The sequence below is a fragment of the Frankia gtarii genome, assembly GCF_025403375.1.
GTDB lineage: Bacteria > Actinomycetota > Actinomycetes > Frankiales > Frankiaceae > Frankia > Frankia gtarii.
Genome location: NZ_JAMPTM010000019.1, coordinates 1 through 24,986 on the forward strand (window position 1 = coordinate 1; position 24,986 = coordinate 24,986).

Consider the following 24,986-nt stretch of genomic DNA (forward strand, 5'->3'; position numbering starts at 1 on the left):
CCGCGGCCCCCACACCCTGACCGATCAGAGGTCCCTCGTCCTGCTGATCGCCGTGCTGGCCGTCGTCGGCGTGGGTGCGTGGGCGAGCGCCGCGACCGCCGGCCCGGACCGGGCGCCGGTGATCGTGTCTGCGGTGGCGGCCACCGCCATCGTGCTGCTCACCGTCGCACTCGCGCTCGGCCGCGGGCGGGCCGTGCGGCGGTTGCGCAGCAGGGTCGCCGACCTGGAGAACCGGCTCGCCGGCGCGCACATGCAGGTCCAGACGCAGAACATCCGCGCCACCCAGCTCGCCGACCAGATCCTGCCCGCGGTGGTGAAGCGGCTGCGTGACGGCGCCTCGCCCGACGCCGTGCTGGCAGATGTGGCCGAGGCCGAAGGGTTGATCGAGGCCGGCGGGATGATCGAAACCAGCGGCCTGCGCACCGCGGACACCACCGACGCAGGCATCGCCGTATCCGCACCCGCCGCCGCCGCCGGCGCAACGGGCATCGTCCGAGAGGCGGGCGTCGCCGGACACGGGGACGTCGCGGCGGGTTCGGGAATCGGCGACGGGGACCGCGAGGCGCGCGAGACACATCAGCGCATCCTGTGGACACTCGCGACGGAGATCGGCCGCGGCGAGCGGATGCGGGCCGCCGCGATGTCCGCGTGCGCGAATGCGGCCGGCCGGGTCCAGGCGCTGGCGACGAGCATGCTCGCGGACCTGCGCGACATGGAGCAGCGCCACGACGAGGAGGTCTTCGGTGACCTGCTCCGCCTCGACCACGCGACCGCCCAGGCGGGCCGGTTGGCGGACAGCATCGCGGTGCTGACCGGCGCCCGCACCGGGCGTCGGTGGACCAAGCCGATCGTGGTGGAGAGCATCCTGCGTGGCGCGGTCGGCCGGATCAGCGCCTACCAGCGGGTCCGCCTGCATTCGACAAGCACGGTCGCGGTCGCCGGCTATGCCGCGGAGGGCGTCATGCACGCCCTCGCCGAGCTGATGGACAACGCGACCAGCTTCTCGCCTCCCTCCGAGGAGGTGCACGTGTATGTGGAGGAGGTCCAGGCCGGCATCGTGGTGACGATCGAGGATGGCGGCCTGGTCATGGGGCCCGCCGCCCTGCGCCGCGCCGAGGCCGCGGTCTCGGCGGAGCCGCTGGATCTCACCACGCTGTCCGGTACCCGCCTGGGCCTGGCCGTCGTCGGCGTACTCGCCCGCAAGCACGGTCTGACGGTGTCGTTCCGGCCTTCCTCGCGCGGCGGCACCGGTGTCATCGTGATGATCCCCCGCCGGCTCATCGCCCAACCGCGGCCGAACCCCGCCACGCCCGGGATGCCCATGGGCGAGACCATCGGGGCGGCCGCGGGTGCCCTGGGCACAGCGGCGCGGGCCGGCGCAGCCGGAGCGCCGGTCGGGAGCACGGTCCGCACGCTCGACCGTCCCGCCCCGGACGGCACCCGGCTGGGCGGCACCGAGCTGAACCGCACCGGACTGGGCCGCACCGGACTGAACGGCGATGCCGCGGCCGGCCGATCCGACGCGCCCGGCACCCCTGTTCCGGACAACCCGACCGGGCCGATTCCGCGCGCCGACGTACCCGGCGAGCCGGCCGCGGCATCTCCGCCGACGGCCCGCGAGACGCTGCCGAAGCGGCGTCGTGGGGAGACTATGGCGAACGCGGTGGGCCGGCTGCCCACCGCGCCGGCGTCGACGCCCTCTTCCCCGCCCGCCGACGCCGGCGCGCGCTTCGGCGCCTTCCGTCGTGCGACCCGCGGGGAGCAGCCCGACGCACCCGTCGGCGCAACCGGCCAGGCCGACGCGGGTTCCCGGCCGCTGCCACCGCTGCCACCGCTGCCACCGTCGCTCACGGGGCCGACCAAGCTGCCGGAACCGCCGGACCCCCCGGACCCGTCGGACCCGTCGGACCCGAACCCCATCGCCGGGGACACCGCCAGCGGCCCGGATCAGGGCCTGTGGTTCCAGACGCGAGGCGGGACGGACTCCGCCGGGACCAACGTCGGCGGCCACCCCAGCAGGCGAGACGGCAACTCCTGATCGCTCCTACGCACGGCCGGAGATACGCATGAACACGAGAACCCGTGACCTCGACTGGCTGCTGGAGAACCTGTTGGAGCGGACGCCGGGGACTCGACATGCCCTGGTGCTCTCCAAGGACGGGCTCAAGCTCTGCCGCAGTTCCGGACTCAGCGTGGATCAGGCGGATCAGCTCGCCGCCATCGCCTCCGGTATCCAGAGCCTCTCGCATGGTGCGTCGATGGAGTTCGGCGATGGCAGCGGCGGGGTGCGGCAGTCCATGACCGAGTTCCACGGGGGGCTGCTGTTCATCATCGAGGCCGGCCAGGGCTCGCACCTCGCCGTCGTGGCGACCGACGACGCCGACGCCGGCGTCATCGGGCACAACATGAACGAGCTGGTCGAGCAGATCGGCGACTATCTCAGCGCCCCGCCGCGCGCGGCCGCACCCGGATTCGCGGCCTCGTGATCCGGGAGGCCATCGACGGGGAGAACCCCGACCGGCTCTACACCGTCACCGGCGGGCGCAGCCGCGCCGACGAGAACGCCTTCGACCTCGTCACGCTGATCGTCAGCGAGAGCGATCCGACGCCGGGCATGCAGTCCGAGCACACCGCGATCCTGCGGATGTGCCGGTCGCCGGTCGCCGTCGTGGAGGTCGCCGCCGAACTGAAGCTGCCGGTGAGCGTGGTGAAGATCCTGCTCTGCGATCTGCTCGACACCGGCCGGATCGCGGCGCGTCATCCCTCGGCCTCTGTCGGCAGAACGCCGTTGCCCCCTCCCGAGATCCTGAAGCAGGTGCTCGTTGGACTCAAGAACCTCTGAGGTCGCCGGCCAGGCCCCGCCGCGCTCCCGCACCCCGTTGGCGAACACGGTCAACGACGCGTTGAAGATCGTGATCGTCGGAGGGTTCGGCGTCGGCAAGACGACGATGGTCCGCGCGGTGAGCGAGATCCGCCCGCTGAGCACCGAGGAGACGATGACCGGCGCCGGCATCGGCATCGACGACACCGGCGGCGTGCGGGAGAAGTCCACGACCACCGTGGCGTTCGACTTCGGCCGGATCAGCCTCAACGAGCAGAAGGTGCTCTACCTGTTCGGCGCCCCCGGGCAGCAGCGGTTCTGGTTCCTGTGGGATCGGCTGTTCGCGGGGACGCTCGGTGCGGTCGTCCTCGTCGACACCCGTCGGGTGGCGGACTCCTGGTACGCGATCGACCGGCTGGAGCACCACGGGATGCCGTTCATCGTCGCGCGCAACAACTTCGACGAACCGGAGCACACGCTGCCGCAGCTACGCGAGGCGCTGTCGCTGTCCGACGACGTGCCGCTCGTCGACTGCGACGCCCGGCACCGCGCGTCGAGCAAGTCGGTGCTGATCGCGCTGGTCAACCACCTGTACGCCCTGTCCACCGCCCAGGAGAGCTCGCCGTGACACATCCTCACCACGACCGCGTCGACGGCTGGGAGCCGGCCGCGACGGAGCTCGCGGCACCGGTGCCGGCCTTCCCCGACCATCCGGGGGCGTTCCGGCTGTACGGCCCGCGCTTCCAGCACAACCCGGCTCAGTTGTACCGGGAGATGCGCCGCGTCCACGGCCCGGTCGCGCCGATCCTGCTCGACGGCGACATCCCCGCCTGGCTGGTACTCGGCTACCGCGAGCTGCACTTCGTGACGAGCAATCCGGAGCTGTACGGGCGTGACCCGCGGCGCTGGAACGCCTGGGACCGCATCCCGCCGGACTGGCCGCTGCTCCCTGTCGTCGGCTACCAGCCATACACGATGCACCTGGAGGGCGCCGAATTCGAGCGCCGCTCGACGATCATGAATGACGTGCTCGGCGGCGTGGACCTGTTCGAGCTGCGGGCGCTGTGCGAGCGGACCTGCGACGAGCTGATCGACGGTTTCGCCGGGCGAGGCGAGGCGGATCTCATCGCCGAGTACGCCCAGTCGATGCCGATGCTGCTGATCGGCCGCATGATCGGCGTGCCCGAGACCGCCCTGCCCGAGCTGCTCGCGGCGATGAACGCGGCCACGGACGGCTCAGGCCCGGAGGCGATCGCCGGCCACTCCCGCTTCGTCGCCATCATCAACGCGCTGCTCGCCGACCGGCGGACGCACCCGCGGGCGGACATTCCCTCCGCGCTGCTCGGCCATCCCGGGAAGCTGACCGACGAGGAGGCGTCGTGGGACCTGCTGCTGATCGTCGGGATCGGCCAGCAGCCGATCACCGACTGGATCGGCAACACGCTACGGCTGATGCTCACCGACAGCCGCTTCGCCGTCACCCTCTCCGGGGGCCGGCGCAGCGTCGGGCAGGCGCTCAACGAGGTGCTGTGGGAGGACACTCCGCTGCAGAACATGTCCGGCCGCTGGGCGATCCGCAGCACCCAGCTCGCCGGCCAGCACATCCAGGCCGGCGACATGCTCGTGCTGAGCTGCGCGGCGGCGAACAGCGACCCGCAGGTGCGGCCGGACTCCTTCGAGGGCCCCGGCGGTAACCACGCCCACATGTCGTTCGGCCACGGCGAGCACCGCTGTCCGTATCCCGCTCAGGAGATCGCCGAGACAATCGTGCGGGCCGCCGTCGAGGTGCTGCTCGACCGGCTACCCGACACCGACCTCGCGGTCTCCCCCGACGCGCTGGTCTGGCGTCCGTCACCGTGGCTGCGCGGCCTGTCCGCACTGCCGGTGCACTTCTCGCCGTCCTGACCCACCGAGCCGCTGACCTGCCGCCCCGCTGACCTGCTGTCTCACTGACTGCCGCCCCGCTGGCTGCCGCCCTCAGACCTCGCCGGATCGGGGCGCCAGCGCCCAGGCGAGGGCGAGGTCGGCAACTTCTTCCCAGCCCGGCACGCTGGCCGTCAGGTGCGGGCGGCCCGGAAACTCGTGGTAGGCCGTGATTGCGCCCGACTTGCGCTGGCGGGTGAACGCTTCCCGGCTCACCGACGCCGGAACGGTGTGGTCGGCGTCGTTGCCGAGAATCAGCAGCGGCGCCCGGTCGGCCTTCCCGAAATCGACCTTGCTCGGCGCCTTGGGATTGACGTTCGCGAATGCGGCCTGCCACAGCGGCCGGCCCGGGGTGGGCACCTGCAGGCGCGCGTACAGCTCGTCCGACTCGCCCCGGCCGACGGTGTTCGCGAACGCGTAGAACCACTGGTCCGCGGTCAGCCCCACCACCTGATGGCGGGTCGCCGGCTTCGTCAGCACCGGCGCCGACGAGCGCAGGGTGGCGATCGGCAGCCGCAGCACGCCCTTCACCGGCGCCGGCGAGATCGCCACCCCGGCCGCGCCGAGGCCACGGTCGAGCAGCAGCTGGACGATCAGGCCGCCAAACGAGTGCCCGACGAGGATCGGCGCCTCCGGCAGAGCCGCGACGATCTTCGCATAGCTGTCCGTCACCTCGACCACGCCGACCCGGTTGTCGGCGGTCGGCTCTGCCCGCAGGGCGTCGAGGTCACGGTCCATCCCCGGCCACTCCGGGGCGAGACCGATATGCCCCAGCGCGGCGAACCGGTCGATCCACGGCTGCCAGCTCGCCGACGTCAGCCACAACCCGTGGATGAAGACGATCGTGCGCCCCGCACTCGCGGCGCTCTGGTCGGCCGGGGCGGCCGGGCTGACGTCACTCACGTGGACTCCTCGACACTTGCGGCTGATCGTCCCCGGCCCGACGCGCGATTGCTTGCCACGCAAGGAAACTCAAGGTGCAGCCGTAGATCACCATCATCGATGGACGCAGCCGACCAGCGCACTGTGACCCTCGTCATACCAGACTGTACTTCGGTCCACACCACGACCGGCGGGAGGCTTCGAGGACCACACCCGCCCAGGTACGATCGCCCCGCGGGGCCGTTAGCTCAATTGGCAGAGCAGCCGGCTTTTAACCGGCGAGTTCAGGGTTCGAGTCCCTGACGGCCCACTCCGTGACAGGCGTGTTAGCTGCATGGTTGGCATGTCCCACTCACGCGGATCATGGCTGTTGATCGTTGTGGCCGGGGTGTGGCCGCGTCGGCCGCACCACACGCCGCGGAACGGCGTTCGCAGCGGTCTGTGCCACCTCTTGCCCGGCCGAGCGCAGCAGGTGCGCGTACAGGCGGCCGGTGATCGCAGGCGAGGCATGACCGAGCCGCTTGGACACGAGGGTGATGTCCACGCCCTGCGCGATCTGGATGCTCACGCTTCCATGTCGTAGATCATGCAGGCGCTTGCGGGACAGCAGCTTCTCGCCGAGCTCCACGCCGGCCTCCAGGTCGATCGGCAGCGCCTCGGCGAGATGCAGCACCGCGCCGGAGTCGCGACGTCGGGTGCAGCCGATCACCGTGACCTGCCCGCACGGCTCCCGATCCCGGTAAACGGGTCTGTTGCATTGTGGGAGGGCAGGGCATGGTGACCCTGTCGAGCTGGTGATCAGATCGCGAGGGTGAGCTCGGTGAACGCGGCTGTGAGCCGTGCGTGCGGGTCGGTGTCGATTCCGATGTCCCAGGCCCGATCGACGTGTCCGCAAGACGGCGAACCGGTCACCGTGCATGGTTCTCGCCGGCCCGCCCGTCTGGCGTGTGTGGTTGATCGTCACCTGTTGGCTGCGGGGTGACGTCTCGCCTGCGGTTGAGCACGGTGGCGATCGGTAGGGCCGCGGCGAGGCCGCTGAGCAGGACGGCGGCTAGCGCGCCGAGGATGGCGGGGTCGTTGTCGAAGGCGATGCCGATGGCGGCCAGTGCCGGTCCGGCGTTGCGGACCGCGGCGACGCCGCCGAGAGTGGTGCGTCGTGGCGGTGGGCCGGTGGCCAGCAGGGTGCCGACGGCGAAGCCGGCGGCGGCGAGGACGAGCCCGGCGAGCAGGGCGCGGGAGCCGACCAGTCCGACGACGTGTTGCCAGTTGCCCAGCAGCATGCCGACGAGAACGATCAGGAAGGTGATGTTGGAGACCTTCGCTGCTGTGGGGTGCCAGGCCAGGGCGGTGGGTGTGGCATAGCGGCGTAGCAGCAGTCCGACGGCGAACGGTACGAGCTGCAGGATGGCGACGGTCCGCACCAGCGCGCCGACGTCGAGGGAGACGCCGTTACCGAGGTCGGCGGCGGCCAACAGGATGTTCACGGTCGGGGCGAAGGTGAGGCTTCCGACGGCGGCGAGCAGCACCTGCAGGGCCGCGCCCGCGACGACGTCGCCGCTTTGCACCAGGGCCAACTTGACGCCGAACGGCCCGCCCGGTGATGCGGCGACCAGGATGAGTGCGATGAACGGCGCGGTGGCAAGGCCGAACATGGCGCCGACCCCCCATCCGAGCAGCGGGATCACGACCAGGTTGGTGAGCAGCGCCAACAGCAGCAGAGGGACGTCGGTGAAGACGGCGCGCAGCGCTGCGGTGGTGGCGCCCAGGCCGGCGGCGAACATGGTGACCGCGATGAAGACGACCGTCACGGCGTTGAACAGCAGTTGCAGGGTGTCCATGCGGCCTCGATGTGGGTGGCGCCGGGTCGGGGACGGTGGGTTGGCGTTCGCCGTGTGCGTTAGTCGGTCAGGTCGCCGAGCCAGCGCAGTGCGCGCAGCCCTGGCAGGAAGCAGTACTCGCCGCCGCGGGTGGTGACGAACCGCGACAAGGGTGACAGGCGCCGCCGTAGCGGCCGTCGGGGGATGATCAGCTCGGCGGTGCCGTCGTGGGCTCCGAGGACGGGGTCTCGGGTGTCGCTCGCGCCGAAGAAGACGCCGTTGTTCATCCATTCGGACTGGACGAACTCGAACTGCCGGCCGAGATGGGCGCCGATGAAGGTGAACATCAGGCCGCGGTCAGCGCCGTCGTCGTCGAGAACGCCGGGTGGTAGCGGCGGACCGTAGACGGCACCGCGTCTGATCATGCGGTGCAGCCGTACGTCGCCGGCGACCGCGGCGTCGCGGGGGTTGGCCCGGCGGATGTGGCAGCCGCCGGGGGTGACGAATCCGGCCGGGTCGTCGTGCTCGTAGCCGAAGGTGTTGCGGCGTGCGGGGTCGGCCCCGAGGGCGGGGTCGTCGCGCAGCGGACTGAGCGCGAGCGGTGCGCCGCTGCGCCACCGGCCCATGATCTTCGCTGCCAGCAGTTCCTCGTCGTCCGGATCGTGGGCGTTGTCTCGTAGGTAGCGGCGGAAGACGGCGACCCGCTGGTGAAGCTTGCGGAAGGTGACGTAGCTGCCGTTGCGTCCCAGTACGTGCGGTTGTGGGGTTTGAACGCCGCCGAGTTCGTCGGGGTAGCCGAGCACGAACTCCCCGGCCTTCAACGGCGTCTCCAGCTGGTTTGACCCGGCGATGCCGCTGCCCTCGACGGCCGGCTGGCTGATGCCATCGCGATAGCCGAAGTGCTCGGTTTCCGTCGGCAGTGCGTGGCAGTCCTGCCGCCAGATCGCGGTGACGCCGGGAAGCTCGTCGTAGACGGGCCGCGCCCGTTCGATGGCAGCCTGGAGCCGCTGGGCGTCGGGTGCGACGGCCGCGAGCACGACGTGGATGTCGGAGGAGCCCAGCGGCGCCTCCCAGTGCCGCGGGTCGCTGTCGCCGACGTCGCTCAACGTCTTGGCGCGAGCGGCCATCCCCTGCTGGAACTCCCAGGCGAACGTGGCCAGCGACGCCTCCGGCACGCCCAGTGCCCGCAGCCCGTGACAGGTCACCGCGACGCTGACCCACGTCTCTCCCAGCGCGCCGGCCGGATCGGCCGCGGACGTCACGACCGCGGCCAACCGGCGCATCACTTCCCGTCCGTGCTCGCGGTCATCGATGCGGAACACGAGGTATGTCGCGGCGTAGGGGGTCGGGCGGGGGCTGAGCACGCCGCGCTGAATGTCGTCGAGCTCCAGCGCGCCCGGCGTGTGCCCGCTCATCGTCTCGCCGCCTGTAGGCGCCGACGCCTAGGCAACGTTCCGCCAGAAGTTCCGCAAGCTCTCGTCGCCGCCGAACAGGGAGCTGAAGACCGTGGAGTCGGCCAGCAGCACATCGCCGGCCCGCTCGCCTGCCGGCGGCATCCACAGGAACGCGTTGAACTCGGTGTCACCGGCGTCGGTGAACGGGTGCGGCCTGGCAAGGTCGACCGGCTGCCTGGCCAGCACGTGCACCACGTCCGGCTGGTCGGTCGTCACCGCGTAGTGCGGCAGATGCGGGTGGAAGTTGAAGTGGTCGACCCCGTCCAACCATCCCCTGGTGTCCAGGTCCCGGACCGCGGCCAACGGAGCACTCGTCGTCTGGTCCTGGTCCCCGACCGCCGGGCGCAGCCCGTAGCGGTTCTCGACGGGAATCCCAACCCCGTCCATCAGGCTCCGGACGTACCCGCCGAACCGCTGCTGGCGCGGAACCAGCGGATCCCGGTGATGGTGATATTCGACGTCTCGCACGGCCAGGTCATCGGACGCCCCGACGTCGTGATGAGGCCCCAGGACGAGACGGGCGTCCTCGCGGCCCAGGAACCACTGCAACGCCTCAACCTCCGCGGGCTCGGCGTGCTGGCCGGTAAGCGTGTGGTCCAGCCCGAACACGAACAGGGTGTCGGTGTCGCCCAGCACCCGCTCGTCCAGCACCGTCCGTCGCCCTGCCTGGTCGACCCGCTGGTACACCGGCACCACAAACCCGGTGATCTCCTCGACGAACGCTTGGAAAGGAAGCCAGTTCAGGAAGAACAACTCCAGCGACCCCGCGATGCCCTGCTGAAACTGACCCGGGTCCGACCATCTCGGTTCCTCGTAGGCGGGCCACGCGACACGCCGGACTTCGGTCATTGTGGAGAACCGGTTGTCCAGCTCCGCCGGGTTCCGCCCCGCCTCGGCGGGATAGCTCCACGCCACGTAGATGCTCACCCGCCGTCTGCCCGCGGCATACGGGCGCCGCGCGTGGTTCTGGTTGTACGTGCGCGCCGTGCGCGGCTCGTTCATGAACCTCTCCGATCCGCGCCATGGAGCCTGGTCAGCGGCCGTCTCGCCATGTCCTCTCGGGTCCCGCGCGGGTGCCGGGGAGTGGTCATTGCATCTGGTCGAGAACTTCCGACAGAGCGCTCCTGACCCGCAGGGCCTTCTTGATCTCGTCAGCGGTCACGTACGGATACTCGCCGTACTCGATGAAGCTCGGGCACTGGTGCGCACGCACATACCTGACGAAGGCCTCGGGGTTCGTACGCCAGTCCTCAGGGAAGCCTTCAAGATTCTCGAAGGTCGTAGTCACACCCGACTTGCTGAAAAGCGCCACCGCGTCTTCGGTGTACTTGTCGAAATCGGTGTCGAAGATCCCCTGATACATGAAACGCGTGTCATCGTCGAACAGCACCCATCGCAGATAGTGCAGCTTCAGCGGCGCAAGAAGAGAGGGATCCTGCTCCAACGCCCGAGCGAGGGTCCTGCCGTGCGCACGTATCGTCGGACCACAGCCCGCCTTGACCGGCGCGATGATCGTGAACCCGTAGCACGCCGGCGTCTTCGGAAAAACCGGACCGTACTTCCCCTGTTCCAGATGGTCGGTTTCCTTCGGGATAGCGACCGCCTGCGGCCTGATCTCCATCTCCGCCCTCCATCAGCCACCGACCGAGCACGCCGCGTCAGCATCACACACGGCCCGCCCCACCGCCCACCCAACGGCACCACCTCGTAACACCACCGAGGCGTCCACTACCTGCTCATCGTCAATCCGTGCTCGTTACAACAACGCGGCGATATCGGGATCTGCGGTGTACTGACTCGTGTGCTCGATCAGCTTGCCGACATGATCGAGGAAATCGGCTAGTTCGGCCTCGGGCTCCAGCGCTGCCCGGTCGACCTGCGCCCGCACCGCCGGTAGGACTCGAATAGGCCCGAACGAGCCAGTCATCATGACCTGCACAGTTGGTATTTTCTACCCGCTCGGATCACGACTATTGACCGTGTGGCCGTCGTGTGGCCGTCGTGTGGCCGCGCCGGTCGCACCACACGGCGCGGAACCACATTCGCCGTGGTCTGCGCCACCTCGCGCCCCGCCGACCGCAACAGGTGCGCGGACAACCGACCGGTGATCGCAGGAGAGGCATGACCGCGCCGCCTGGACACCAGGGTGATATCCACGGCGCTGTTGCATTGGGCGGAGGTGGCGCGTGGTGGAGCCGTCTCGGGCGGGCGGTCAGATGGCCAGGGTGATCCTGGTGAAGGCGGCCGCCAGCCGGTTCCGGGGGTCGGCATCGATCGGTAAAAGCGGCGTCTTCCCGGAGGAAGGCGCCGCTTTCGTGGGTCGGGGCAGCTTGCCGCGCTCAGCGTGCCAGCACCTCGTCCACTGCCTCACCGGGGCTCTGGGCCCGTCGTGCCGTCGCAGCGGTAACCCAACGGCCCGTTGCGGGCGCTGCGGCGCGCGGACCGGATCCCGTCGGCGGTCCGGTCCGCGCGATGTGGCCACCTGGTCGTCCGACCACCCCACCGTGCCCGGCCGGACCCGGTTGATCGGAGGTCCGCCTGCGGGCCGGTCACCATGACCCGGCGAGCATGGTGGATAATGATCCTCGTGGCCTCTGAACTCGGCGAGGTTCTCTCGCCGCCAGTACGTCGAATACGTGAGTGGCCGGACGGGGCCATCGACGTAGAGGTTATGCTGAAAAACGGCTGGCGGCCACGGCCCTTCCGTCAGTTTATACTCAAAGTGCACAGTCGTTGTAATCTTTCCTGCACTTACTGCTATGTTTACCACATGGCCGACAGCAGTTGGCGCGGCCAGCCCACGGTTATGTCCCGGGAGACCCTGGCGGCGACGGTCCACCGTATCGCCGAGCATGCCGAGGAGCACGGACTTCCGGTAGTCCGGGTGGTCCTGCACGGCGGAGAGCCGCTCCTGGCCGGGAAGGAGTACTTCGGCCACATGGCGGCCACGTTCAAGGATGTGATGCCGCCGGACGTGACGGTGCAGTTCAGTATTCAGACAAATGCCGTACTGCTCACCGAGAGCTTCCTGAAGATCTTCTTGGAGCATGGGATACGGGTCGGTGTCAGTCTTGACGGGGCGTCCGTCGTGCACGACCGGCGCCGTGTCCATGCCGACGGCCGGGGCAGCTACGACGAGGTCGTCCGGGGCGTGAAGCTGGTGACGTCGCCGGCCTATCGGCACCTGTTCGGCGGGCTGCTGTGCACGGTGAGTCTCGACGCGGATCCGATAGCAACGTATACGGAGCTACTCTCCCACGAGCCGCCCGCGATCGATCTCCTCCTGCCGCACGGGCACTGGTCTGGCCCACCGCCCGGGCGCGCGGCGGGAGCGGACAGCACGCCGTATGCCGACTGGCTGATAGCGGTCTTCGACCGCTGGTACTCCTCGCCGGATCCTCCCGAGGTGCGCCTTTTTCAGGAAATCATTTACCTGATTCTGGGGGGCGCCAGCAACACCGAGGCCGTCGGTCTCACGCCGTCGAGTCTGCTCGTCATCGAGACCGACGGCTCGATGGAGCAGGTGGACACTCTGAAATCGACCTACGAGGGGGCGCCGGAGACGGGTCTCAACGTGCTGGAACATCCGCTGAACGAGGCCCTGCGGCACCCCTCGATCGTCGCCCGGCAACTGGGCCTGGACGCCCTCGCGCCGGTCTGCCGGCGCTGCCCGGTGGTGAAGATCTGCGGTGGCGGCTACTATCCCCACCGATATCGGCGTGGTTCGGGCTTTCGTAACCCGTCGGTCTACTGCCCGGATCTTCTGCGTCTTGTACAGCACATACAGACCCGACTCCGCGGCGATCTCGAAAGGCTTGACGCCGAAAATGACGCCTGATGTGAAGAACCGCCTTCTCGGGGCGGGGGCATCGTAATTGTTCCGTCTGGGGTGGCCTCAATGTGCCAACCTCTTGTATTGGCCGGGCTGACGCAAAAAGTTGTCCTCTAGTCCCCGAGAGCTTGCCTTCCGGGGGCACGGGCCGGTTGAATGGCCTCGTCGGTATCGGCATGCAGCATGGGCCGCAGGCAGTAGCGGTAGGGGGATCAGCAGTGGAGACGTCGGATGGCATCGTGTGTGAGATGACGGACCTGACTCACGCGAATCTGGATGACCTCGTCGTGACGAGTGAACCCGGTTCGGTCCTGTCCCGCTCGCTGCGCCGGCTCATGCGGGACATCGAGCATCCCGAGGAGGCGCTGGCCGGGTTCCAGTCCAGTATCTGACCAGGCCGGTGACCCAGCACCATCCGGCCGTGGCGGACCAGAACGAGCACACGCCACGCCAGCATGTGCTCACCCTGGCGGAGTTCGACACGCTTGCCGCGGGAGCGGGCCGTGCCCACGGCGCGCTGCGGGGCGGCCAGCTCAGCAAGCGGGTCCTGCTGCTGCGTTCGGTCGTTGACAACGGAGTGGAGCGGGGTGCGCCGCTCCAGGCAGATCTGCGCGGTGCGCTGACCCTGCTTTCGGCCGCGCAGCGCCGTGACCGCGTCGCGACCGAGACGGTCCTGCTCTCCCCGCACGTCGGCGCCTGGGCCACGCACTGCCTGCGCCGGCTGCGCGGGGTGACCGTCGCGACCACCCCGATCGAGGACGACCTCGCCTATCTGGTCGGCCTGGCGGCTGGCGCCGCGATACGTGCGCGCCTCGACTTCGAGATCACGTTGCGTGCCACTGCGCACGGGCTGATGTTCCCGACCTTCGGCATGGCCACGGTGCCACGGGATGCCGGGCCGCTGCGCGCGCGCCATCGCGCCGGCAGCGGCAGCGTCGAGCTGGACGGCGTCGGAACGATTCCCGTTGTCCAGACGGACGGTCCCGACACCCGGCTGTGGCGTCCGCTGCGCCGGCTGACCAGCACGGTCGGCGATCAGCGGATCAGCGTTGTTCTCGACGATCTGGATCCTTATCGTGACCACCAGGGCCTGTCGGTGGCGGGCCGGCTGAGCAGCTCGGAGGCGGCAGCCTGGCAGGCACGGTTGCACGAGGCGTGGACCATCCTGGCCCGGGACCATCGGATGCGGGCCGAGGCGATCGCCCATGGGGTGGTGGCCTTCGTGCCTCTCCAGGCGACCGAGAGCGCGCCCGAGCTGTCCGCCAGCTCCAGGGACACCTTCGGGGCGGTGGCCCTGACCTACCCCACGGACGGCCTGACGATGGCGGGCGCTCTCGTACACGAGTTCCAACACGCCAAGCTCTCGGCCTTGTTGGATCTGGTGCCGTTGCACGGTAGATCGAGCAGCCAGCTGTTCTACGCGCCGTGGCGCAGCGACCCGCGACCGCTACGAGGACTCCTGCAGGGGGCATACGCCTACCTCGGTCTGTGCGACTTCTGGCAGGTCCACCGCGCGGCGCCCACCGAGAACGGCGCCCCGTTGGCCCAGTTCGAGTTCGCCCGGTGGCGCGAACAGGTGTGGCGGGCACTGCCTGCACTGGAGGCGTCCGGCGATCTCACCGCGGAGGGGACGCGATTCGTCAGCGGCATGCGGAGCCAGGCGGCAGTGCTGCGCCAGGTGAAGGTTCCCGATCGGCCAGCGGCCTTCGCCCGGCTCGCCTCCGCCGATCATCAGATGACGTGGCGACTGCGCAACATGCGTCCCGAACCTGAGATCGTTGCGCAGCGGGCCGACGCCTGGCTGGCGGGGCGCGCCTGCCCGGCTCCCGGGGCCGCGCCCTCCCGGCTGGTGCCCGGCGAGGCGGCGTTCCACATGACCGGCCGCATCCGGCTCGCCCGAATGGGCGCCCTCGATCCCGGCCGTTTCGATCGGTTGCGCGACGACCCGGCCCGGTTGGCCGCCCTGGTGCCCCCCGCGACGGTGGCCGATGCCCGCTATGTGTCCGGCGATGTGCGCGGGGCTTTGCAGGCATACCGGGAGGAGATCGCCCGGGACCCGAACCGGATCAACTCGTGGACAGGCCTGGCGCTCGCCCGCCGCGATCTCGCCGGGCAGGGCGAGGCCGACCCGCTGGACGCGTTGCCTGAGGAGATCTTCGCCCTGACGGTCGAGATCGCGCGGCGGTCGGGCACCGCGCCCGATCCGCTGCGTCTTGCGGCCTGGCTCGCCGCGCAGGGGGCTGGGACGGTCAACTGATCTTCCCGCTGCACCGACCGGCCCGGACCCGTTCCCGGTCAGAACGGTGAGGGCTCGAAGACGAAGTCGAGCCGATTGCCCTTCGCCATCTCCAGTACATCGGTGTGCTCCGCGCCCAGTGCCTGGCGGTATCGCGCCAACGTCTCGCTCGCCAGGACATCCGCCTGTCGTTCAAGCTTGACCGCCCGCAGGTCGAGGGCGAGATTAGCCGCACACATCAACGTGTGCGGATGCTCGGGGCCGAGAACCTCGGTCAGCCGTGGCAGGACGGCCTGGTCCAGCTCCAGAGCCCGCTCGGCGTCACCGAGGTCCGCCACCGCGGCGGCCAGGCTCGACTGGCAGGTGAGGGTGAAGTGGTGCGCGGAACCGAGCGTACGGTCGAGCCCGGCGAGTGCGTCCTCGAGTTTGTCCTTCGCCTCCTCGATGAGACTCATGTCGCCGGTGTCGCGGCCGATCTGACGGCGTATGACGGCGAGGTTCAGAATACTGGCATGCGTGTACGGATGGTCCGCGATGAGAACTCGCCGGTACCCCTCCACAGTCCTCTCGATGAGGTCCGCCGCCGCTTCCAGGTCGCCGACGCGGCGCAGTGAGTTACCCAGGTTGATCGCCGCGGCGAGGGTATCCGGATGGTCGCTCAGGAAGTTGTCCACATACAGGCGGTGGGTCTCCCGCGCCAGACTGAGCGCGTCGTTGAAGTCGCCGTCCAACCGCCGGGCCACGGAGAGGTCCTTTGCCTGGAGCAGGACCCAGGAGTGGTTCTTGGGCAGCATCTGCGCGGTAACCTGCTGATACAGATGGTAAGCCTGCTCGGCCAGGCTCCGGGCCTGCCGGTACTTGCCGGCCTGCCGGGTGTCGCGGGCCACCGCGTTGAGGGAGAATATGACGTTCGGATCGTCGTCCCGGCCGTAGAAGTCGCGACGATCCTGCAGTGTCTTCTCGTCGAGTGTACGGGCCCGGTCGTAATCACCGGTCAGCTCGAAGTCCAGCGCCAGATTGTTGGCGGCGATAAACGAGACCGTGTGGTCCTCGCCCAGCACGTCACGTGTCCTGACCAGGATGTCCTCGTCGAGCGCGCGTGCCCCGGCGAAATCACCCCGGACACGCAGGTCCGCGCTGTGCCCCACCGTGACGAGAATGGTCTCCTGGTCATTCTCCCCCAGCACCTGACGCATGTTCTTCATGGTCGTCCGGCGCATCTCGTAGGCATCCTGGTACTCACCCAGGCTCCACAGCGCGTCGGCCTTACGGCGGCCGGCAATCAGGATGGCGCGGTCGCGAACCCCTTCACCGGCCGCCGCCTCCCACACCTCGAGAGCCTTGTTCGCGGTGGCGAGACACCCCCGGGTGTCACCGACGTTGTAGAGATACGACGCGATGTTGTTGAAGAGCCGACGAATATCCGGGTCCGTGCTTTCCACCACCGAGGACGGCTCCACGTGGGGCAGCAGGGTCTCGTAGGCCGGCCACTTCAGGACGTCGTCCGGGTCGTCGGGGTCCGCTGCCCGCAACAGGCGGTGGACCTCGTTCCGGATCTGTACGCTTTCGGTGGCGTTCAACTCGTCCCGGATGAGTTTCTGGATCAGGCGGTGGACCTGGAGCGTCTTGCGGTTGTTGTCAATGCGGGCGAGGGCGTACCGTCCCAGCTCGCGCATCGCACGGCTGACCATGATCGGATCCGCGAGCGCCTCGCGCAGCGGTGATTCGAGTACGTAGCGGCCGAGGATGAGCAGATCCCGGGAGATCGGCTCCGGCCCGAAGAAGGCGCAGCGGCGCAGCAGCTCCATCGCGAAGGGCATCTGTTCGCGCAGCCTCGTCACCGAGAGGCTCCACGCGGCGGCAACGGGGACCGGGTAGTCGGAGGGCGGGTTCTCGGCCAGGAGCTTGACGGCCTTCTGGCTCAACAGCTCCAGGTAGTCCGCCACCGCCATGCCGGTCTCCGCCTGCAGCGCGCCGGCCTGCTCGAGAGCGAGCGGCAGGTCGCCCAGCTCCTCGGCCAGCCGGTCGGCCTCCGGCGCGGTGATGCCGGGAACCCGGCGGTGCAGGAACGCCAGGCTCTCGGCCCGGCTGAAGACGTCGACCTCCACCGTGTCCGCCATACTCTGCCAACGGTGGTTGCGTGAGGTGACAAGAACGTGCCCGGTGCCGTGGGGCAGGAATTCTTTGATCATCTCCGGTTGGTCGGCGTTGTCGAAGATCAGTAGCCAGTGGTAGTACGGCTCACCGCGGCGCAACGCGTCGAGCACGTCCGCCACGGCGTCGTCGATGCGACCGGGGGTGACACTCAGGCCGAGCCGCGGAGCGAGAGCCGCCAGCGCCGAGCGTGCCAGTGCGACCTGGTCGGCGGGGACCCACCAGACGACCTGGTAATCACCTGCGAACCGGTAGGCGTACTCGATGGCGAGCTGGGTCTTGCCGACGCCACCGAGCCCCTGCAGTGCGTGGGGGAGAACAGCCGTCACCTCCGAGGTGACTCGGTTTCGCAGCTCGCCAAGCAGACTATCCCGCCCGGTGAAGTTCTTGTTCCGCTGCGGGACACTACCCCATACGACCGGCACCGCTCGGTTCTGGCCCGCGGTGCTCGCCACCTGTATGGATGTCACCATCACCCCTGCCCGGCCTCTTACTGGTGGCCTCATACCGAAGTATCGCCCATATCTTCGCACATAAATCGTCGTCCGGGGTGGCAGGTAGTCCGGCCCGGGTGTAGGACCGGGATGGGCCGGGGAAACCTTCCCGACCGTGTCGCGGCCACGCGCAATCCGGCCTGCTGCCGAGTCGGGGCCTCCCCTGTTCGTGGCCGAAGCCGGGCTGCCGAGGATCGGTCATCCCGAAAAACCGTCGAAATATGGTATCGGCCGATGGTTTCTACCCGCACGATGAAGTGGTGGGCCGACGCGACCAGAAGGCGAGGATCGACCACTCCTCCCCGGACCGGCGGCGATCTCCCGGCGTGGCGACGGGCCTGACCCGGCAGGAGCGACCACGCCGCACCAAAAGGACAAGTATGTTCATTTCTGGCATCTGCTGGCACAGGTGAGCGTCCGGCCCGCCAGACGTACCCGACGCGGAGGATGCGGGGCGATGCTTTGGAAAAGTCGTAAACCGACCTCTTGTACGTATGTGGGGCAGCGATGAACGACAGGGACTGGGTACGCCTCGTCGACCAGCTCAAGAACGGTGACTGCACGCCACTCGTCGGCCCGGGTGCCGTGGGCAATGGCCGACCTGCCGGTTCGGAGCTGAGCGAGGCCTGGGCCAGAACAGTCGAATATCCTTTTGCTGATCGGGCGGATCTCCCACGTGTCATGCAGTACGCCGATGTCACGGACAGCCGGCCGGGTTCCGTGCGACGCCAGGTCGCCGGGGCGGTCCGGGCGAGCCCCACACCGGACTTCGCCGTTCCGACGGAGCCGCACGCGCTGCTCGCTCGCCTGCCGTTGCCGGTCTATCTCACGACAAACCCCGACGGGTTCATGGGGCAGGCACTGCGGCAGGCGGGAAAACGGCCGCGCCGGACGGTGTGTCACTGGTACAGGAACGCGTCGGCCGGTGGTGACCACGACCCTGCCGAAGCCTTTCCGAACCCCGAGGAACCAGTCGTCTTCCACCTGCACGGCACGGTGGAGGATCCCGGTTCCCTGGTGTTGACGGAGGACGACCACCTCGACTTCGTCATGAATCTCGCGATGGACCGCGGCGCCGACGACCAGCAGATCATCCCCACCTACATCCTGCCCGCGCTGACCACCCGGCCGCTGCTGTTCCTCGGCTACAGCCTCCATGACTGGACCTTCCGCCTGCTCTTCCGTGGACTGCTGCACACGGTGGCCGCGGTCCAGCCCAGGCGGCACGCGAGCATACAGCTGGCCCTGCCCGCAGCCGGCGCTCCGCGGGAGGAACGCCGCCGGGCCGAGGAGTACGTCGCCGAGTACTTCGGGCGGTGGAACGTCGCCGTGTTCTGGGGCAGTACTGCCGACTTCTGCGCGAAGCTGGCAGATCATCTGGGCTGGTCGTGATGGCGGGCATCTCCCCCTTCATCGGTCTGCGTTACTACGAGACCGAGGATCGGGATCTTTTCTACGGCCGGGACCAGGAGTCCCAGAAGGTGTGCGCGCTGTGGCTGAGCAGTCGCCTGCTGGTTCTCTACGGTCAGTCCGGCGTCGGGAAGACCTCGCTCATGCGTGCCGGGGTCATCCCGCGGATCGGTACGCGCGACGCCGACGTCCTGCCGGTCAGCCGGGTGTCGCAGGGCTCGGCCTTCCCCACCGCGGTGGTGCCGCACCACAATCCCTACACGTTCGCGTTGCTGTCCGCCTGGTCGCAGGCGAGCTCCCCGGCCTCGCTGGCCGGGATGACCATCTCGGCCTTCCTGCGGAGTCTGCCCGAGACGATCGACCGCTACGACACGCCGTTGCCGATGCTCGCCGCGATCGACCAGTTCGAGGAGCTTTTCAGTGACCTGCCGCACCGCCGGTCCTACCGGGAGGAGTTCGTCCGGCAACTGGCCGAGGCGGTCGAGGCGGTGCCCCGGCTGCGGCTGCTCATCTCGATCCGGGAGGACTTCATCGCCCAGTTGCTGCCCTACGAGACCACGCTGGGGCTGCACGACCGGGCGCGGTTCTCGGTCCGGCCGCTGCGCCGGGAGGCCGCGCTCGAGGCGGTGACCAGGCCGCTTCGGTCCACCCGGCGGCACTTCGCTCCCGGGGTGGCGGAGCGGCTTGTCGACGACCTGCGCACGATGACGATCACCACCAGCCTCGGCGAGGTCCGCGAGACCGTCACTGACACGGTCGAACCGGTCCACCTACAGGTCGTGTGCTCGGCGTTGTGGGACGCATTACCCGAACAGGTGCAGGAGATCTCGTTCCTGCACCTGCGCGACCACGGCAACATCGAGCGCGCCCTGACCGACTTCTGTACGCGGTCGGTCGCGGAGGTGGCAGCCCAGCACGGGGTGCCCGAGCCGGAGGTCTGGGACTGGCTCACCCGGGTGTTCATCACGGATCTGGGTACCAGGGGAACCGTCTACGAAGGGATCAGTACCACCGGTGACATGCCGAACGCGGTCGCCCGGGCTCTTGAGGAGCGGCACATCCTCAAGACCGAGGAAAGGACCGGTTCCCTGTGGTACGAGCTGCTCCACGACCGTCTGATCGACCCGGTCCGCCGCGGTAACCGCCCCTGGTCGGTCCAGACCGTGCCCAAGCCCAGTCCCGCGGTCTACCTGCGCACGGCAGAAGGCGCCCTGGCCGACGGCGACCTCGGACTCGCCGAGGAGTACGCCGGTGACGCGATCGAGTTCGGCGGCGACAGCGCCGATCCGCGCACCCGCGCCGAAGCCGAGGCGTTCCTCGGCCGGCTCGCCGCCATGCAGGGCCGGTTCGACGAGGCGGAGGGCCGGTTCCGGGCGGCCGCCGCCCTGTTCGACATGCTCGGAGACGCGACTGCCGTCGGCCGGGTGCAGGCGACCCACGGCCGGTTCCTGCTGGCGGCGAGGCGATCCTCGGCCGCGCTGGTCGAGCTGACGGCGGCGTCCTCCAGGCTTCCCGGCGACGTCGACCTCTGGGTGGACGTGGCCCGCGCGTACCGGACGGTGGGCGACAACCACGCCGCGACGGCGTTCCTCAACATCGCGCTGACGATCCTTCCCGTGCATGTCGATGCGCTCGTCCTGCGCGGTCTGATCACCGCCCGGTCCGGAGATCCGGCCGCGGCGCTCGAGGACCTGGCGAACGCGATCCGGCTGCGTCCGGCGACCGCCGAGGACGCCGAGGTGGCAGCCACCCTGGAACACCTCCGCTTCCGCCTGGGTGATTCCTGACCCCGAACCCCGGCGATCACTGATCCTCGACAAACTTCCAGCGCCAGCCACTAGGCGGGCGGAGCAGCCGCCAGATCGAGCAGGTAGAGCCCGCGGGAGCCACCGACGATCACCTGGCTGCTCCCCGGGGTCCACACGCACGCGTGCAGGGGTCCACCAAGACGGATCATCGTCGCCGGCTCGCCACCGGCCGGCGCCCAGATCCGGACGGTGCCGTCACGGCCGGCGGCCGCAATCCAACAACCGTCCGGGCTCACGGCCACAGCCGATATCTCGTCGGTGTGGCCGGCCAGCACGGCGCGCTCGACGCAGGCAACGGGATCCCACACCCGCAGGGTCCGGTCCCGGCCGACGGACACGACCCAGGAGCCGTCCGGTGCGACGACCAGCCCGACCACACCGTCGGTATGGCCGCGCAGGGTGGCGCGCTGCTGCCCGGTGAGGGGGTCCCAGATCCGGACGGTCGCGTCGACGGCGCCGGTGGCCAGCCAGGCGGCGTCCGGCGCGACTACCAGCGCCGACACCCGGCTGATGTGACCCGCCAGCGCCCGCAGCTCCCGTCCGCCCACCGGATCCCAGATCCGCACGGTGCCATCCGTCGCGCCGGTGGCCAGCCAGGCGGCGTCGGGTGCGACCACCAGTGCCGACACCCATCCGGTGTGACCACTCAGCACTGCCAGCTCGCCGCCCACCGCGGGATCCAGGATCCTGACCGTGCCATCCGCCGCGGCCGTCGCCAGCCAGGATGAGTCCGGTGCCACCGCGAGCGCGGGGGAACGCCCGGTCACGCCGTCTCGCGTCGCCCGAGGCGACCCGGTGGGCACGTCCCAGATCCGCAGCGTGCCCTCCCCGTCGGCGGACGCCATCCAGGAGGAGTCCGGGGCGACCGCGAGCACGTCGATGTGACCGGTGTGGCCGGCCAGCGAGGCGTACTCGGCGCCGGTCCGCGGGTCGCAGAGACGGATCTCACCGGTGTGGGTGCCCGCGGCCACCCACGATCCGTCGATCGCGGTGGCGAGCACCGCCACATCGACGATGCCGCTGGCCGGACCGGTCGGCGCGGCCCTTCCCACGGCCGGATTCCAGATTCGGATCGTGCCGTCCCCGCCGGCCGACGCCATGAATCCACCCCGGTCGGAGACGGCTAGGGCGACGAAACCCGCGGAGTGCCCGGTGAGAATCGCGCGCTGCTCACCGGAGGCCGGATCCCACACCCGCACGGACCCGTCCGGTCCCGCCGATGCGAGCCACGACGAGTCGGGCGAGGGGGCCAGGGTCGAAACCCGCCCGGCGTGGCCTTCGAGGACGGCCTGGGCCGTACCCCGCAGGGGATCCCAGATCCGCACCGATCCGTCCCCGCCGCCGGAGGCGAGCCAACTGCCATCCGGTGCCGCGACGAGTGCCAACACCGGGCCGGTGTGACCGGTCAGCACCGCTATCTCGTCGCCGTTTGCCGGATCCCAGACGCGCACGATGCGGTCATCGCCCGCGGATGCCAGCCACGACCCGTCGGGCGCCACGGCGAGCGCCGGGACCCATCTGGCGTGCGCGGCCAGCACCGCGAGCTGCGTCCGGTCGGTGGGGCTCCAGATTCGCACCGTGCCGTCCGAGCCGCCGGAAGCGAGCCAGCTGCCGTCCGGCGCCACCGCGAGGGCCGACACCCACCCCTCGTGCCCGGTCAACGCCGCCAGTTCTCCGCCGGTGGGATCCCACAGGCGGACGGTGGCGTCGAGCCCGCCGGAGGCCAGCCACGAACCGCCGGGCGCGATCACCAACGCCGACACCCGGCCTTCGTGCGTGCCCACCAGGGTCTGCGTGCCTGCGGCCACATCCCACGCCCGCACCGAGCCGTCCCGCCCCGCCGAGGCCAACCATGTCCCGTCCGGTGCCGCGACCAGGGCGGATACCCCGCCCGGGTGGCCGGGCAGCGCCGCTCGTTCCACTCCCGCGGCCGGGCTCCAGATCCGCACGGAACCGTCACCGCCGCCGAAGAACTCCCCACCGCCACCCGAGGCGAGCCAGGACGAGTCGGGGGCGAGGACCAGTGCCGCCACCGGCGAGAGGTGGCCGGTGAGGCTGCGGGTGAGCGCCGGATCGGGCTGGTCTGGCAACGGCGGCACAGTGGGCCGCAGAAAGGGGCGGGGCACCTGGGCGAAGACTCTGCCCGCCGCCTCGGCGAGCACGTCCACCCCGGCCGCGTAGGCGGCCAACGTCGTCGTGGTAACCGCGGGCGAATCCGTGGCCTGGTGCAGGTTGGCGATCTGGCGGGCGAGGCGCCCCAACGCCTGCGCGGCGGAGTCGTTCGGCAACAGGGCCAGGTCCGCCTCGAGACTCACCGAGCCCGCGACCTGGATCTTCATCGCCGCCCAGCGCAGATCATGCACGAGTGCGGCGAGCTCGGCCCGGTCACCGGCCTCGTGCAGGTGCAGGGCGAGGTTCGCCCAGAAGTAGCCGTTCGACGGCGACAGCCGCCACCATGGCACGGGACTGCGGCCCGGCTCGGCGTCCCGGCCCGACGGTGGCGCGGACGACGTGCCCTCGCCTGTCGCCGCGACGAGTTCGCTCCGGTACGCCGCGAGCAGGCGGGCGTGCGCCGACCGCAGCTCCGGGCCCACGCGTTCCCGGATGTACCGGTGCATCACGTCGTGCAGGCGTACACCCGGCACTCCCAAGGCGTCGCCGCGGACCGTGCGGATCAGTGACAGTTCGGCGAGGCGGTCGCAGAAGCGGTCGGTCCTTCGCCGGGACCACCCGGCGGTGTGCCGCCACATGACCTCGAGGACCTCGCGCGGGATGATCGTGCCCTGCGGAAAGACGACCAGTTCCAGATAGCGGGCGAGCGGGCTGCCGTCGTCGGCGCCAGGTTCGTGCAGAAGCCGCAGGCTGCCCTCCACCGTCGCGGCGACCGCCCGGGCCCTGCCCTGATCGTCGAACGCGGCGGGGCCGGCTTCGTCCAGGTCCCGGGTGGTTTCCTCGAGCGCGGCAACGATCGGCATGCCGGCCTCGGTCCGCAGATAGATGTGCCCGGCGACAAGGCGCAGCAGTACCGGCCACCGGCCACACCGCTCGGCCAGTGCATGTGCGCCGCCCACGTCCAGATCCGGTATCCGGTCAAGCAGCAGCCGCACGGCCTGGTCGAGCTCCATCAGGTCCACGGCGATGGTCGGGCAGCCGAGCGGCAGCGTCGCCCGGTCTCGGGTGGTGACGAGCCGCTGGCAGTTCGGGCCGCCCTGCAGGAAGGGAGTCAGCTGCTCCGGTGACCAGACGTCGTCGACGACCAGAAGCATCCGCCGGCCGGCGAGCAGTTCTCCCAGCCGCATGCCGGCCTGCATGGGATCGGAGGGACCGGGATGTGTATCGCCCAGACGCCGGCACAGACCATTGATCTTCTCGGCCAGTCGGGCGTCCGCGAGATCCTGACCGATGTCGGTCCACAGCACCCCGTCCGGAAAGTGCGGCCGTAGATCGTCGTGTCGGGAGGCGATAAGCGCCAGCGTCGTCTTGCCGAACCCGCCGGATCCGTGCACAGCGACCACGCCCGCGGCCGAGCTGGTCAACGCATCGAGGAGCTGGGTGAGCAGCTTGGGGCGGTCCACGACCCGACTGGTCAGATCGGGAATCCAGAAAACTGCGGCGGCGTCGGCGCGGGGGGTGGGCGGCACCGCCTGCCGCCGCCTGGCCACCTCACCCAGCGAAAACAGCAGCTCCTTCTCGAGCTCCTCCGGGGAGGCCACCACCTTGATGGTGATGCGGGACTCCGCGAGCAGGCGCCGCCGAAACGCCTCCTGCCGATACGAGTACAGCGGATCGTGAAACAGCCGACGGAGCCCGACCGTGCGGGCCTCGTCGAGCAGGAAAACCAGCCTTTCGATTCCCAGCTCGGTCGCCGTGTCGAACTCCAGTTCCGTATAGGAGACGTCCGGCCGGCCCGCGACCGGTGAGCCGTAGCGGAACCCGATTATCCCGACGTAGAGGTCACAGTTGCCCACTCGCCGCCGGCACACCTGCTCCGGGTCGTCGTCCTCGGCAGGGAAATAGTCCATGTCCACGGGGGCGTGTTCGAGGCGCTTCACCGCATCCTCGGACGCCTGTACGAACGACCTCTCGGCGGGTAGTTCCCGTAGCTCACTGGTATGGCTGAGGAAAACTCTCCAAGCCTGCGCCTTCATCCCGATC

Annotated in this window: 19 protein-coding genes and 1 tRNA gene; 11 read left to right on the plus strand and 9 right to left on the minus strand. The window is 69.7% G+C overall.

The window, feature by feature from the left end:
- The 5 genes from NBZ83_RS05405 to NBZ83_RS05425 form a co-directional block, all read left to right on the plus strand.
- Positions 1–2,038: ATP-binding protein (locus NBZ83_RS05405; protein ID WP_308203765.1), on the plus strand; the 2,038-nt coding region annotated here is incomplete at its 5' end.
- A 28-nt stretch (positions 2,039–2,066) separates the two neighbouring features.
- The gene (locus tag NBZ83_RS05410; protein ID WP_261564492.1) at positions 2,067–2,486 is read left to right on the plus strand and encodes a roadblock/LC7 domain-containing protein; all 420 of its coding nucleotides are present in this window, start codon (positions 2,067–2,069) and stop codon (positions 2,484–2,486) included.
- Entirely contained in the window at positions 2,483–2,842 is a 360-nt protein-coding gene (locus NBZ83_RS05415; protein ID WP_261564493.1) for a DUF742 domain-containing protein, read from the plus strand. Before NBZ83_RS05410 ends, NBZ83_RS05415 begins: the two co-directional genes overlap by 4 nt.
- The gene (locus tag NBZ83_RS05420; RefSeq protein WP_261564495.1) at positions 2,823–3,449 is read left to right on the plus strand and encodes a GTP-binding protein; all 627 of its coding nucleotides are present in this window, start codon (positions 2,823–2,825) and stop codon (positions 3,447–3,449) included. The genes NBZ83_RS05415 and NBZ83_RS05420 overlap by 20 nt, the downstream gene beginning before the upstream one ends.
- On the plus strand, positions 3,446–4,726 hold the full coding sequence (locus tag NBZ83_RS05425; RefSeq protein WP_261564496.1) for a cytochrome P450: 1,281 nt from the start codon (positions 3,446–3,448) through the stop codon (positions 4,724–4,726). Before NBZ83_RS05420 ends, NBZ83_RS05425 begins: the two co-directional genes overlap by 4 nt.
- Before the next feature lie 72 nt (positions 4,727–4,798).
- Here the strand turns inward: NBZ83_RS05425 and NBZ83_RS05430 are convergent, their stop codons facing one another.
- Positions 4,799–5,647 (minus strand): alpha/beta hydrolase, encoded by an 849-nt coding sequence (locus NBZ83_RS05430; protein WP_261564497.1) that lies wholly within the window; start codon positions 5,645–5,647, stop codon positions 4,799–4,801.
- Between the two features lie 216 nt (positions 5,648–5,863).
- Here NBZ83_RS05430 and NBZ83_RS05435 point away from each other — a divergent pair.
- A tRNA-Lys gene (locus NBZ83_RS05435) sits at positions 5,864–5,936 on the plus strand.
- Between the two features lie 51 nt (positions 5,937–5,987).
- Here the strand turns inward: NBZ83_RS05435 and NBZ83_RS05440 are convergent.
- From NBZ83_RS05440 to NBZ83_RS05465, 6 genes are all read right to left on the minus strand, one after another.
- Positions 5,988–6,335, minus strand: coding sequence for a tyrosine-type recombinase/integrase (locus tag NBZ83_RS05440; RefSeq protein ID WP_261574457.1), 348 nt, complete (start codon positions 6,333–6,335; stop codon positions 5,988–5,990).
- A 199-nt stretch (positions 6,336–6,534) separates the two neighbouring features.
- Positions 6,535–7,464, minus strand: coding sequence for a bile acid:sodium symporter (locus tag NBZ83_RS05445; protein WP_261564500.1), 930 nt, complete (start codon positions 7,462–7,464; stop codon positions 6,535–6,537).
- 59 nt (positions 7,465–7,523) lie between these two features.
- On the minus strand, positions 7,524–8,858 hold the full coding sequence (locus NBZ83_RS05450) for a Dyp-type peroxidase (protein WP_261574458.1): 1,335 nt from the start codon (positions 8,856–8,858) through the stop codon (positions 7,524–7,526).
- A gap of 27 nt (positions 8,859–8,885) precedes the next feature.
- Complete coding sequence (locus tag NBZ83_RS05455; protein ID WP_261564503.1) at positions 8,886–9,899, minus strand: hypothetical protein; 1,014 nt, start codon at positions 9,897–9,899, stop codon at positions 8,886–8,888.
- Between the two features lie 85 nt (positions 9,900–9,984).
- Positions 9,985–10,518 (minus strand): hypothetical protein, encoded by a 534-nt coding sequence (locus NBZ83_RS05460; RefSeq protein ID WP_261564504.1) that lies wholly within the window; start codon positions 10,516–10,518, stop codon positions 9,985–9,987.
- 135 nt (positions 10,519–10,653) lie between these two features.
- Entirely contained in the window at positions 10,654–10,824 is a 171-nt protein-coding gene (locus NBZ83_RS05465; RefSeq protein ID WP_261564505.1) for a hypothetical protein, read from the minus strand.
- Between the two features lie 651 nt (positions 10,825–11,475).
- On the opposite strand from NBZ83_RS05465, the gene NBZ83_RS05470 reads away from it, so the two are divergent.
- The 3 genes from NBZ83_RS05470 to NBZ83_RS05480 all read left to right on the plus strand — a co-directional run bounded on the left by NBZ83_RS05470 (position 11,476) and on the right by NBZ83_RS05480 (position 14,986).
- A complete protein-coding gene (locus NBZ83_RS05470; RefSeq protein WP_261564507.1) occupies positions 11,476–12,735 on the plus strand; it encodes an FxsB family cyclophane-forming radical SAM/SPASM peptide maturase in 1,260 nt (419 codons plus the stop codon).
- Between the two features lie 242 nt (positions 12,736–12,977).
- Positions 12,978–13,121 (plus strand): FxSxx-COOH cyclophane-containing RiPP peptide, encoded by a 144-nt coding sequence (fxsA, locus tag NBZ83_RS05475; RefSeq protein ID WP_261564508.1) that lies wholly within the window; start codon positions 12,978–12,980, stop codon positions 13,119–13,121.
- 29 nt (positions 13,122–13,150) lie between these two features.
- Positions 13,151–14,986, plus strand: a complete 1,836-nt coding sequence (locus tag NBZ83_RS05480; RefSeq protein ID WP_261564509.1) for an HEXXH motif domain-containing protein — start codon at positions 13,151–13,153, stop codon at positions 14,984–14,986.
- 38 nt (positions 14,987–15,024) lie between these two features.
- Here the strand turns inward: NBZ83_RS05480 and fxsT are convergent, their stop codons facing one another.
- A complete protein-coding gene (gene fxsT, locus NBZ83_RS05485; protein ID WP_308203766.1) occupies positions 15,025–17,544 on the minus strand; it encodes an FxSxx-COOH system tetratricopeptide repeat protein in 2,520 nt (839 codons plus the stop codon).
- A 576-nt stretch (positions 17,545–18,120) separates the two neighbouring features.
- Here fxsT and NBZ83_RS05490 point away from each other — a divergent pair.
- Positions 18,121–19,005, plus strand: a complete 885-nt coding sequence (locus tag NBZ83_RS05490) for an SIR2 family NAD-dependent protein deacylase (protein ID WP_261564512.1) — start codon at positions 18,121–18,123, stop codon at positions 19,003–19,005.
- Positions 19,005–20,810: an nSTAND1 domain-containing NTPase gene (locus tag NBZ83_RS05495; RefSeq protein ID WP_261564513.1), complete on the plus strand. Its 1,806-nt coding sequence runs from the start codon at positions 19,005–19,007 to the stop codon at positions 20,808–20,810. The genes NBZ83_RS05490 and NBZ83_RS05495 overlap by 1 nt, the downstream gene beginning before the upstream one ends.
- A 50-nt stretch (positions 20,811–20,860) precedes the next feature.
- Here NBZ83_RS05495 and NBZ83_RS05500 read toward each other — a convergent pair whose 3' ends face one another.
- Positions 20,861–24,979 (minus strand): DUF4062 domain-containing protein, encoded by a 4,119-nt coding sequence (locus tag NBZ83_RS05500; protein WP_261564514.1) that lies wholly within the window; start codon positions 24,977–24,979, stop codon positions 20,861–20,863.
- Positions 24,980–24,986 lie beyond the last annotated feature (7 nt).